This window comes from Faecalibacterium sp. i25-0019-C1 (assembly GCF_042854225.1).
GTDB classification, from domain to species: domain Bacteria; phylum Bacillota; class Clostridia; order Oscillospirales; family Ruminococcaceae; genus Faecalibacterium; species Faecalibacterium taiwanense.
Map to the genome: position 1 here is coordinate 1,887,232 of NZ_AP031428.1, position 11,757 is coordinate 1,898,988.

An 11,757-nucleotide genomic window follows, 5' to 3' on the forward strand; every position below is an offset into this window, starting at 1 on the left:
ATTGTTTACTCTCTCTTTAAGAATGTTTCGATTTTATTTAAGAACCACTTGGCACATACTGAGAACACAACCGAACCGCAGATTACTGCAACAGCTGTGAAGATATATGCCAGCAGCCCATTTTCAAATAGATGAACAAGGTGTAGCTTCTCAAGCACACGATAAATTACCATGTGGCACAGATAAATCTCGAAGCTGATACCACCGAGGAACTTGGCAACTGGATTGACCAGTACCCCCCCCCGCTTGCATCCGAGGGTATAGACCAGTGCTGCCACACAGAAGAACTGCATCGTGAGCGTATTGCCGCCTAATGCAAAATAAGCAACTGCGGCAATCAACAAAATCGCTCCAGCGAAGACCTTGTACTTCGATGCGAACTCAGCCAGCTCTTTCCGATAGAGGAAGATCAGGCCACCTGCAATAAAGTAAATCGCATCGTAGACGATATTTAATCTAGGAGTAAAGCCAACACTAAGTGCATCTACGATGTGGTTTCCATCAAAGAAATAAACTCCGCACAGGCAGTTAAACACCAGTGCTACAACTGCCACGCCCCATGCTCTCTTCTTATTTCCAATCAGGAAGCAGAAGAACGGGAACAGCATGTAGAACACAAAAATGACTGCCAGTGTCCAGCTCACACCAATAACCGAAATCTTCGCATTTGGCAGAAGTCTCTGACATAAAGTCAAGTTTGCGAAAACCTCAAACAAGGATTCCTTGCTTGGTGAAATCACAAAGTCTAACGCACAAAGCAGTGCAAAGTACGGCCAGATCTTGATGTACCGTTTCTTGTAGAAATCCTCTATGCTGATCTTCTGGTCAATAATTTTCTGGTAATAGCCGCAGCACATGCCAAAACCGCTGACCATCATAAAAAGGAAAACGAGGTTTGTGAAAGATGGTATTAGTCGTTCAAACACAAATCCTCCTATCCCATATTCTCCATTTGCGAGGACGTGCATCAGTGCAATGCCAATAATGGCATATGCCTTCAATCCATCTATTCCCTCATATCGATCCGCTTTTGTAGCCACAAATTCTCTCCTCACATACCAGTCTTACTGGTACACCTTCATAATTTTCTCGTAATACTCATCAATGGTATCGAAGCTGATGTCCTTGCAGTTCGCACTGTACTCTGCACACAGCGTCTTATCCCCCCAGAGCTTCTGGACCTTTTCTTTCAAATCTTTCCCGTTACCGCTCTCAAACAGTTCACCGGTCTTACCAACCTGAATCAGTTCCGGGATGCCGCCGATGTTCGCTCCCAGCACCGGTGTGCCATACATCTGGGATTCCATTACGGAGAACGGGCAGTTCTCATACCACTCAGAAGGATAAATGGAGAACCGTGCCTCACGGATCAGCTTCTCCAGTGCTTCGCCTTTCTGGAAACCAACGTTCTTGATGTTCTTAATACCATTTACTGTCTCTTCCAGCGGGCCAGTACCGGCGAAGATGAACTGCACATCCGGCAGTTCTTTACAGACCTTGATGAGCGTGCCGATACCCTTCTCCTCAGAGAAGCGGCCGAAGTAGAGGACGTAATCCTTCTTCTCCGTCTCTTTCCACTCCACCTTGTCGATGAAGTTGTGCATTGCCACGGTCTTCGTTGCAAACAGCGGATTGCTGTCCATTTTGCTCTTCATGAACTCCGAGCAGCAGATCATGGTATCAATGTACTTGTAGGTGCCCTTCCACTTCCAGAACTCAGCCTCCATCATGCCGATGGCAGATTTCGCCGTGGAACCGTGGATGCACTTGCCTTTCATGCAGTTCACGAAATGGCCGCCGAGGCACTTCTCACAGTTCTGGTGAGTATTCGGATTATTCAGCATGTGGTTCGGGCAGACCAGCTGGTAGTCATGTGCCGTGAAGATGATCTTGCAATCCCTTCCGGTCTCCTTGCGCCACTTCACGATTTCCAGAATGATGGAAGGTGTCAGCTGGTAGTTAAAATTATTCAGGTGACAGACATCCGGCTTGAAGTCGTCCAGAACTTTTCTCAGCTGCACCCGTGCTTCCTTGCTGTAGATGGTCTTGATCGGGTAGGTCAGCTTGCTCAGTTTGCTGCCGCCGTGGAAGTCCATACCAGATGTATAAGCATTGACCCGGTTGCCCACGCAGCGGCCTTCATGCTCCATACCGAAGTACTGAACCTCATGTCCGTGCTGCTCTAGCGCCTCACCCAGCTTAAATATGTAGGTTTCTGATCCACCGTTTGGATATAGAAATTTATTTATTATCAATACTCTCATCTATTATTTTCTCCTGTACAGTTTCATCGTTTCCTTTACAACTTCATCCCAGTTATATTTCTCGCAGATAAAGTCAGCTGCCTGATTCTTCATTTTCATAACCATTTCAGGATGGTCACAGGCCTCTTGCAGTTTTTCTCGCAAGTCCTCTACATCCGACTTTTTGAAAATCAATGCCTTATCTTCCACAACCTCTGCGCACTCTGGAATGTCGGATACCAAACAGCAGTTGCCGTAGCTCATTGCTTCCAGTAGACTTAGCGGCATTCCTTCCAAATCAGACGGCAGCGTGTAGATGTAAGCGTTGCTGTATAGTTCATCCAGCATTGCTCCCTGCACAAACCCAGTAAAGAGAATCCGATCGTCACCCTTCGCCAGTTCTTTCAATTCCTCCATAAAGGAATCCGTATCACTAGAGCCGCCTGCGATAACCAGCTTTTTATCCGTCTTGACATTCTTGAAGGCCTCAACCAGATATCGAATCCCCTTTTCTGGCACCAGACGACCGAGGAACAATATGTAGGAATCTTTCTCCAATCCAAAATGATCCGTGATCAGCTTTGCTTCCCGAACCTCTGGCCGATTGACACCATTAGGGATAAAATGTGTCTCCCTTCCGTAGGTCTCCAAGAAATACTTCTGCACGTCTTTGCTTAGAACAATGATCTCGTCCGCATATTTCACAGCATTCTTTTCGCCGCCACGAATGAACTTGGATGCAACGCTTCCGCGCCACTTCTCGCGATCCCAGTCCAAACCGTGGATAGTGCAGATTACACGCTTGCCAAAAAGTTTTGGTATCCAACAGAAAAAGGCAGGATCTTCTGCATGGATATGCACCACATCGTATCTTCCAAATGCACTACAAAGTGCTGCGAAAAAGGAAGAGCTTACCGCTGCAAGTCCCTTCTTCTCAATGGTCGGAACAACCTTTTGACGGATGCCATCATATTCAATTGTTTTGTCATACTCTGCACCGCTTACATGATGGCCTGCTCTATTGTAGCAAGTTATATCACAACCATTCTGTGCCATTCGGGTGCATAACTCTTTTACAACAATCTCTATCCCGCCTTCACGCGAAAGACGTTTCTGCCCGAAAACCGCAAGTCTGATTTTTTCTTCCATTACTTCTCTCCAACCGTCATTCCATAGTCTCTATTCTTGTCCTAGGCTTATACACAATCCCAGCAGTTCTTTTCCTTAAATTGTCATGCTCATCTTTCACTACTCACCTTTCCTACCTCACAGCACAACAACAAGCCTGTATACAGATTGCAGTAACAATCTATACGCAGGCTCATCCTCGTACCTCCTTATTCTGTTTTCTGCTCTATCAGCTTTCGCTGTGGTGGGTTAAGTATAGAGCGCAACCAGAAGCCACTAACCCCCGAAATCACGCCGGAACGCAACGCACCATGGTAAACAGAAACAAGTTAAGGTAAAAAAGGTCAAGCCGCGCAAACCCGCATGAAATCAGGATTTTTTCTGGTTACTAACATTATTTCACAGGTTCCATGGACGGTAACAACAACTCTTTTTCCAAACATCTTCGGCAGCCATGCAAAGAACGCCGGCCCTTCGGCATGGATGTGCACCACATCGTATTTTCCAAATGCACTATAAAGTGCCGCAAATGCGGAGGAGCTGACTGCAGCAAGTCCACGCCGTTCAATAGTCGGAACAGACTTCTGACGGATTCCCTCGTACTCCGTTTTACCAGCATCGTCATATTCTGCACCACTCACATGATGGCCTGCTCTGTTGTAGCAGGTCACGTCACAGCCATTCTGTGCCATTCGGGTGCAGAGCTCTTTGACAACGATTTCTACTCCGCCTTCTCTCGATAATCGCTTCTGTCCGAACATTGCAATCGCAAGTTTTTTACTCATAAATCTTTCCCACAATCCCACTCGATTTCTTCATCAATATCTCGGCCAACACAAAGAGCGGATAGGCTCGTACACCTGTCCGCTGGCTGTCACCCCACCCTCATGGTCGAGATTTCCTTCTGGATGGCATTGCTGCCACCCAAAAAGATCAGTCGTTCATTCTTCGGGTAAGAAAATATGAACTTCGGGTCGCGGAGCCTTTCGTTCTCTGCCGTCCCCTTGTCCCTATTATGACAGCCGCGTATTATATCTCTAGCCCCACGCCGTTCAATAGTCGGAACAGACTTCTGACGGATTCCCTCGTACTCCGTTTTACCAGCATCGTCATATTCTGCACCACTCACATGATGGCCTGCTCTATTGTAACAGGTCACGTCACAACCATTCTGTGCCATTCGAGTGCAGAGCTCTTTGACAACGATCTCTACTCCGCCTTCTCTTGATAATCGCTTCTGTCCGAACATCGCAATCGCAAGTTTCTTACTCATAAATCTTTCCCACAATCCCACTCAATTTCTTCATCAATATCTCGGCTAACACAAAGAGCGGATAGGCTCGTACACCTGTCCGCTGGCTGTTACCCCACCCTCATGGTCGAGATTTCTTTCTGGTTGGCATTGCTGCCACCCAAAAAGATCAGTCGTTCATTCTTCGGGTAAGAAAATATGAACTTCGGGTTGCGGAGCCTTTCATTCTCTGCCGTCCCCTTGTCCCTATTATGACAGCCGCGTATTATATCTCTAGCCCCGCGCCGTTCAATAGTCGGAACAGACTTCTGACGGATTCCCTCGTACTCCGTTTTACCAGCATCATCATATTCCGCACCGCTCACATGATGGCCTGCTCTGTTGTAGCATGTCACCTGACAGCCCTGCTGCGCCATCCGTGTGCACAGCTCTTTTACCACGATCTCCACGCCGCCCTCTCTCGACCACCTTTTGTGGCCAAAAACAGCAAGCCTCAATTTCTCTTTCATTTTCCCTTTCCTGTCGCTTTCCCCATTTAGGGATCTCATCCCCATACCGTGCCAAACTCCGGCCCGGTTTCCTTTACACCAGAAAAAGCCCGGACGCATTTACGCCCAGGTTTTTGACTGATTTACGCCGCAATTCATTGACATTTTATTTCCAGAATCATCAATATCAATTTCGTAAATGTATTTATTGACACTAAAAATATTTTACCATTTTTTCCTCTGGGGTACAATACTTTGCAGCTGTATCATTGCCTGCATCATGGCTAAGATTTCCGTACTTTATTCCGTCTTTTTGTTGCAACATATTCATTTTAGAAAGGAACTCGTTCCATTGCTTTTTTGCAGCAAAAAAACACCCTTACTCTCACGGAAACCCGCAAAAGGAAGGGTGTTGAACTCGTTATCCTGTTGTCGTACCAATCACAGCATGTTCGTATCAGCAAAGCCAATACTAGTTGTCATTCAGCACGGCACCTCAAGCACTTTTGAGCGTAGAGCTGTGATTAGCAGTTCTCAGCGAAGTACTTAATGGTACGGACCATCTGAGAGGTGTAGGAGTTCTCGTTGTCGTACCAAGACACGACCTGAACCTGATAGGTGTCGTCGTCGATCTTAGCGACCATGGTCTGGGTAGCATCGAACAGAGAGCCGTAACGCATGCCGATGACATCGGAAGAAACGATCTGATCCTCGTTGTAGCCGAAGGACTCAGAAGTAGCAGCCTTCATAGCAGCATTGATGGACTCCTTGGTGACGTCCTTGCCCTTGACGACAGCAACCAGAATGGTGGTAGAGCCGGTGGGAACAGGCACACGCTGAGCAGAACCGATCAGCTTGCCGTTCAGCTCGGGGATGACCAGGCCGATAGCCTTAGCAGCGCCGGTGGTGTTGGGAACGATGTTCTGTGCGCCAGCACGAGCACGGCGCAGATCGCCCTTGCGCTGAGGACCATCCAGGATCATCTGGTCGCCGGTGTAAGCATGAACAGTGGTCATGATGCCGGAGACGATGGGGTAGGTCTTGTTCAGGGTGTTAGCCATGGGAGCCAGGCAGTTGGTGGTGCAGGAAGCAGCAGAAATGACCTGATCCTCAGCGGTCAGGGTCTTCTCGTTGACGGAGAAGACAATGGTCTTCAGATCGTTGCCTGCGGGAGCAGAGATAACGACCTTCTTTGCGCCAGCCTGAATGTGAGCCATGCTCTTCTCCTTGCTGGTGTAGAAGCCGGTGCACTCCAGAACGACATCAACGTTCAGTTCGCCCCAGGGAGCGTCCTTTGCGTCCTTAACAGCGTAGATCTTGATCTCCTTGCCGTCAACAATGATGGAGTCCTCGGTAGCCTCGACGGTGTGCTTGCCCTCGCCGATCTTGCCGCAGAAAGAACCCTGAGCAGTATCGTACTTCAGCAGGTGAGCCAGCATCTTGGGGCTGGTCAGGTCGTTGATTGCGACGACCTCGTAACCCTCAGCATCAAACATCTGACGGAAAGCCAGACGACCAATACGACCGAAACCATTGATAGCAACTCTAACAGCCATGTTAATAGTACCTCCTAATTATTTTACCCATAATCGGATAAATCACGGTATCTTTATTTTAGACCAAAACGCAGAAAGTTTCAAGTGTCTGCCAAAAAATTAACAAGACATTCACTGCATTTTTTGCTTTTGTACGATTTTAATTCCTTTCATTCCCTGCTTTTCGGCAATTGCGCCAACAGAGTGCCAACATTTTTGTCAGCTCTCCCCGTTCAAGCAGGCTGTAACGCACGCTCCGCCAATGCCGCCCACGCAGCAAAGGCCCAGTCCGGCAAAGATCTCCGGCCAGACAGCCGGTGCGGCCCAGCTCAGGCCGCTCATCAAAACCAGTACATAGGGCAGCTGCCAGCACAGGCAAAGTGCAAATGCGGCAAGCCCGGCTGCGCACAGTGTTTTGCCATTGCCCGGCTGCGGGACATGCAGCGCCCGGGCCAACGCTGCCAAAAACACCAGTGCCGCAAGCGCCTGCCACACCGCCGCTGTAGGGGTCACGCGGTGCCAGCTGGAGCTGTTCTCCATAAAGCGCAGCAGCACGTTCCAGTAGAACAGCAGACTGCCCGCCACGGCCAGATACAGCCCGCCAAAGGGCTTTTTCCACTCGTTGGGGCTGAGCCAGCAGCGGCCCATGGTGCTGAGCCACGCGGAGCACAGGCATTCCAGAATGCACCGCACAAAGCCGCCCAGACCGGAAGCTGCGCCCAGCGCGATCTGTGCACCCGCTGCGGCCAGAAAACATACTGCACCGACAAAAGCCAGAATACCGGCCAGCGGCCTGCGGCTACGCACCGCTTCCGAGCGGGAAGGCTGTGTACGGCCCACAAGCACTGCAGCCAGCACCACGATACCCAGTGCCAGATAGCGCCACCACACCGAGCCGACCACGCACAGACCGGTGACGGCATCGGTGCCAAAGGCAAGGTCTGCCGCGCGCAGCACGCCCAGCAGAATGCTCAGGATAAAAACGAACAAAACAGAAGGATTCATCAGCGTTCCTCGATCGGCTTATATTTCTGGCGCACGCCCAGATACTTGTAAGCGGGACGAATGATACGGTTAGCGAATACCACCTCTTCCACGCGGTGTGCACACCAGCCGGGCACACGGGCAATGGCGAACAGCGGGGTGTAGATATCCTCAGAGATGCCCAGCATGTTGTAGATCAGGCCGCTGAACAGGTCCACGTTGGCGCACACCGGCTTGGTGCTGCCCTTTTCCTCGGCAAAGATGCCGGGGGCCAGCCGTTCGATGCTGCACAGCATATTATACTCTTCCTCAAAGCCTTTGTCGTAGGCCAGATGGCGGGCGCGCTGCTTCAGGATCACCTCACGAGGGTCGCTGATGGTGTACACCGCGTGGCCCATGCCGTAGATCAGGCCGGAGCCATCGCCCGCCTGCTTGCGCAGGATGCGGCGCAGATACTCGCGCACCTCATCGTCGTCCTCGGGGTTTTCCACATGCTTGAGGATATCCTTCAGCTGACGGTTCACCATCAGGTTGGCACCGCCGTGCTTGGGGCCCTTCAGTGCACCGATGGCCGCCGCGATTGCGGAGTAGGTATCGGTGCCGGAGGAGGACAGCACACGGGTGGTAAAGGTGGAGCAGTTGCCGCCGCCGTGGTCGGCGTGCACCAGCAGGCACATATCCAGCAGCTTTGCTTCCTCGTGGGTGAACTTCTGGTCCGGACGGTAGGTGCTGAGGATGTGCTCTGCCGTGCTCTGGCCGGGCTTGGGCAGGTGGAAGAACATGCTCTGCTTATCGTAGTAGCGGCGCTTCATCTGGTAAGCGTTCACCATCATGGTGGGCATGCTGGCGATCAGATTGATACTCTGGCTCAGGATGTTCTCCAGACTCAGATCCTCGGCGTGCTCATCATAAGAGTAAAGGCCCAGCACGCAGCGCTGCAGCTTATTCATGATATTGGGCGAGGGGGCGTTCATGGTGTCCATGAAGCCTTCCGGCAGGGCGCGGTGCTCTGCCAGGATCTCACAGAAATCGTCCAGCTGCTCCCGGTTGGGCAGACTGCCGAACAGCAGCAGCCAGATCACCTCTTCAAACACAAAGCGGTCATTGCGGTAGGCCTCGTCCACGATCTCGTTGATGTTCACACCGCGGTAGATCAGCTTGCCGGGAGTGGGGATCACATGGCCTTCCTGATCCTTTTTATAGCCCACAACGTCGCAGACGTTGGTCAGGCCGGCCAGCACACCGGTGCCATCCGGGTTGCGCAGGCCGCGCTTGACCCCAAGACGTTCGCTCGTCTCCGGATCGATGTAGTTGTTGGCAACATATTCCTCACACAAAGTCCGCATCGTGTTCGGGTCCAGCGTTGCCACCTCCGAATGTGCAAAATTCATAAGGGGAATTCTCCTTTCATCCTATTTATATACTTTCTCGCCCACCCTCAATGATGGGTATAATTCTATATTATCGCTTTTGACGAGTAAATTCAAGCATTAACTTCACCGTTCAGCGCACAAAAAGCCGGTTTGGTGCTTTTTTGCGCTTGCACCACAAAAGGCTTTTTCCCTGTTTCGCATCTTTTTTCAGGGTATATCCGGTATTCTGATTAAAAAAACACCGCTGTCGGAGGGTTTGGGACTATGAAAAAGTTTTTTCTGCCAATCTTTGCGGTCCTGCTGGTGCTGGGCAGCATTCTGCCGCTGGCTGCCTACCGGGTCACACGCGCCGTGCTCAGCGGGGCAGAGCCCGCATCTTCTGCCGTATCTTCGCCTGCAGCATCTGCGCAGCCGCCAAATGCCGTGCCTTCTGCGGATGCCGAGACCTTTCTGGTGGAGGATCAGGCCACCGGACAGGTGCTGGAGCTTTCCCGTCAGGAATACGTTCTGGGTGCTGTCGCCGCCGAGATGCCGGTGAGCTGGCCGGACGAAGCGCTCAAGGCACAGGCCGTTGCCGCCCACAGCTATGCGCTCTACTGCCGGGACCACACCACCCTGCAAAGCGGCGCTTGGCTCACTGCCGACCCAGCCCGGCGGCAGGGCTGCCTGACCGAGCCAGTGCTGCGCAGCTACTGGGGCACAGCCTACGAGCAGAATTACGCCCGCCTCTCCGCCCTTATGGACGAGGTCTTGGATGAGATACTTTATTACGAGAATGCTCCCGCCTGCGCCAGCTACTTTGCCATTTCCAATGGGCAGACCGAGGCCAGTGAAAATGTATGGGGTTCCGCCCTGCCCTACCTCATTTCAGTGGACAGCAGCACCGACCGTTCCGCTGACAACTACGAATACACCGTCACCTTTTCCGCAGAGCAGGTACAGCAGGCCCTTGCAGGCTTTGGCATTTCTGCCGACCTCGCCGCGCCGGAAGGCTGGTTCGGCCCGGCAGCGCTGACCAGCGCCGGATACACAAAAACCGTCACGGTCTGCGGGCAGACCGTTTCCGGCACGACCCTGCGCCGGGCGCTGGGCCTGCGCAGCACAAGCTTTACGGTACAGTACCAGAGCGGGAATTTCAGCTTTACCACCCGGGGTTACGGCCACGGCGTGGGCCTGAGCCAGTGGGGCACAAAGGCCATGGCGGAGCAGGGCAAAAGCTATGCCGATATTCTGGCACACTACTACCCCGGCACGCAGCTGCAAGGATGAAAAAGCGGCCCGCACCGTAAAGGCACAGACCGCTTTTCTATTCACTCTTTTTCTTATACCCGCACCATATCCGGGGTGATTTCGGCCAGAGAATGCGCACCGCACATCTGCATGGTGTCGGCCAGCTCACCGGCCAGCTTATCAATGTAGCACTTCACGCCTTCCTCGCCGCCGCCATACACAGCCGTGACGAACGGGCGGCAGATCAGCACGCCGTCTGCACCCAGTGCCAGTGCTTTGAACACATCCACACCGGTGCGGATGCCGCCGTCCACCAGGATCTTCACGCCGGTGCCCTTGAGGGCTGCTGCGATCTCCGGCAGCACCTCGGCAGTGGCCGGGCACTGATCCAGCACGCGGCCTCCGTGGTTGGACACCACGATAGCAGCCGCGCCGGCTTCCTTTGCCTTCAGTGCGCCCTTAACGGTCATAACGCCCTTGACGATGAAGGGGCGCTCGGCCAGCTTGACGATCTCGGCAAGCTCTGCCACGCTCTTGCTGCCTGCGGGCGGAGTCATGTTCTTCAGGAAGGGCAGACCGGCTGCATCCACATCCATGGCCACGGCAAAGCAGCCACTGGCCTTGGCCTCGGCCATCTTTTCCTTAATGGTATCAATGTTCCAGGGCTTGATGGTGGGCACACCGCAGCCGTTTGCTGCGCCAATGGCCTTGGTGGCCATCTCCATAACGGTGGGGTTGGTGCCGTCGCCGGTAAAGGCAGCGATGCCGTTCTCTGCACAGGCGCGCACCAACACATCATTATAGGTCATATCGGTATAGGCTTCGGAGTAGTGCAGGTTCACAGCACCCACCGGGCCTGCAAAGAACGGGTACTTGAAGCTCTTGCCAAACAGCTCAATATGGGTGTCCGGGGTGCCTCCCTCGCACAGGGTGTCCATGTTCACGCGGATCTCGGCCCACTTATTATAATTGCGGATGGCCGTATCGCCCACGCCCTTGGCACCGGGGCCGGGGATCTGGTTTTTGCAGGCCACGCCGTTGCACACCGGGCAGGCCTTGCAGTATTTTCCGATGCACTCGCGCGCATTAGCCAGCACTTCAGGATAAGTCATAATAAAATATCCTCCTTTTATTCCTTTTCTGCAGGGCAAACTCTCTCCGCAGTACTCTCTGCCCCCATCATAGCCCGGTTTTCAGCCGTCGTCAAGGGTTTTGCACAGTTTTCAGTGCAAAGTTCGGAGGCCAGAAACGCAGGCACGTGCTTTTTGAAAAAATACAATTTTTTTCAAAAAAATCCTTGACAAAAGTGCTTCTTTCAGGTATTATAGTGGAGCGCTGAGGGCCACGGCCCAAAACGCAGAACCGAATATGGAAAGATGGCTGAGTTGGTCTAAGGCGCACGACTGGAAATCGTGTAACGTGTCAAAAGCGTTCTGGGGTTCGAATCCCCATCTTTCCGCCAGAAATCCGAAACCTTACAGTTTCGGATTTTTTGTTTTTCCAGCGCTTCTCTGTTCCGCCTTG

Annotated in this window: 11 protein-coding genes and 1 tRNA gene; 2 read left to right on the top strand and 10 right to left on the bottom strand. The window is 52.3% G+C overall.

Translation table 11 applies throughout. The features are described 5' to 3' along the window. Positions 1-5 precede the first annotated feature (5 nt). The 9 genes from ACGHUK_RS09370 to ACGHUK_RS09410 all read right to left on the bottom strand — a co-directional run bounded on the left by ACGHUK_RS09370 (position 6) and on the right by ACGHUK_RS09410 (position 9,021). Positions 6-1,040, bottom strand: coding sequence for an acyltransferase family protein (locus ACGHUK_RS09370; RefSeq protein ID WP_390574168.1), 1,035 nt, complete (start codon positions 1,038-1,040; stop codon positions 6-8). A 24-nt stretch (positions 1,041-1,064) separates the two neighbouring features. After that, positions 1,065-2,264 (bottom strand): glycosyltransferase, encoded by a 1,200-nt coding sequence (locus ACGHUK_RS09375; RefSeq protein ID WP_390574170.1) that lies wholly within the window; start codon positions 2,262-2,264, stop codon positions 1,065-1,067. A 3-nt stretch (positions 2,265-2,267) separates the two neighbouring features. After that, the gene (locus ACGHUK_RS09380; protein WP_390574172.1) at positions 2,268-3,392 is read right to left on the bottom strand and encodes a glycosyltransferase family 4 protein; all 1,125 of its coding nucleotides are present in this window, start codon (positions 3,390-3,392) and stop codon (positions 2,268-2,270) included. A gap of 323 nt (positions 3,393-3,715) precedes the next feature. After that, positions 3,716-4,156, bottom strand: coding sequence for a glycosyltransferase family 4 protein (locus ACGHUK_RS09385; protein ID WP_349137900.1), 441 nt, complete (start codon positions 4,154-4,156; stop codon positions 3,716-3,718). Positions 4,157-4,245: 89 nt separating this feature from the next. Continuing rightward, complete coding sequence (locus tag ACGHUK_RS09390) at positions 4,246-4,644, bottom strand: hypothetical protein (protein WP_390574174.1); 399 nt, start codon at positions 4,642-4,644, stop codon at positions 4,246-4,248. 89 nt (positions 4,645-4,733) lie between these two features. After that, positions 4,734-5,132, bottom strand: a complete 399-nt coding sequence (locus ACGHUK_RS09395) for a hypothetical protein (protein ID WP_371292728.1) — start codon at positions 5,130-5,132, stop codon at positions 4,734-4,736. Positions 5,133-5,635: 503 nt separating this feature from the next. Then, positions 5,636-6,667, bottom strand: a complete 1,032-nt coding sequence (gene gap / locus ACGHUK_RS09400) for a type I glyceraldehyde-3-phosphate dehydrogenase (RefSeq protein WP_005945602.1) — start codon at positions 6,665-6,667, stop codon at positions 5,636-5,638. Positions 6,668-6,865: 198 nt separating this feature from the next. Continuing rightward, positions 6,866-7,651: a hypothetical protein gene (locus ACGHUK_RS09405; protein WP_154255669.1), complete on the bottom strand. Its 786-nt coding sequence runs from the start codon at positions 7,649-7,651 to the stop codon at positions 6,866-6,868. Continuing rightward, a complete protein-coding gene (locus ACGHUK_RS09410) occupies positions 7,651-9,021 on the bottom strand; it encodes a citrate synthase (RefSeq protein WP_118526256.1) in 1,371 nt (456 codons plus the stop codon). The genes ACGHUK_RS09405 and ACGHUK_RS09410 overlap by 1 nt, the downstream gene beginning before the upstream one ends. 246 nt (positions 9,022-9,267) lie before the next feature. Here ACGHUK_RS09410 and spoIID point away from each other — a divergent pair, with 246 nt between their 5' ends. After that, positions 9,268-10,272 (top strand): stage II sporulation protein D, encoded by a 1,005-nt coding sequence (gene spoIID / locus ACGHUK_RS09415; RefSeq protein ID WP_390574176.1) that lies wholly within the window; start codon positions 9,268-9,270, stop codon positions 10,270-10,272. Positions 10,273-10,325: 53 nt separating this feature from the next. On the opposite strand, the gene ACGHUK_RS09420 is transcribed toward spoIID, so the two are convergent. After that, on the bottom strand, positions 10,326-11,345 hold the full coding sequence (locus ACGHUK_RS09420; protein ID WP_005945594.1) for an alpha-hydroxy-acid oxidizing protein: 1,020 nt from the start codon (positions 11,343-11,345) through the stop codon (positions 10,326-10,328). 258 nt (positions 11,346-11,603) lie between these two features. On the opposite strand from ACGHUK_RS09420, the gene ACGHUK_RS09425 reads away from it, so the two are divergent. Then, a tRNA-Ser gene (locus ACGHUK_RS09425) sits at positions 11,604-11,695 on the top strand. The last annotated feature ends 62 nt before the right edge of the window (positions 11,696-11,757 follow it).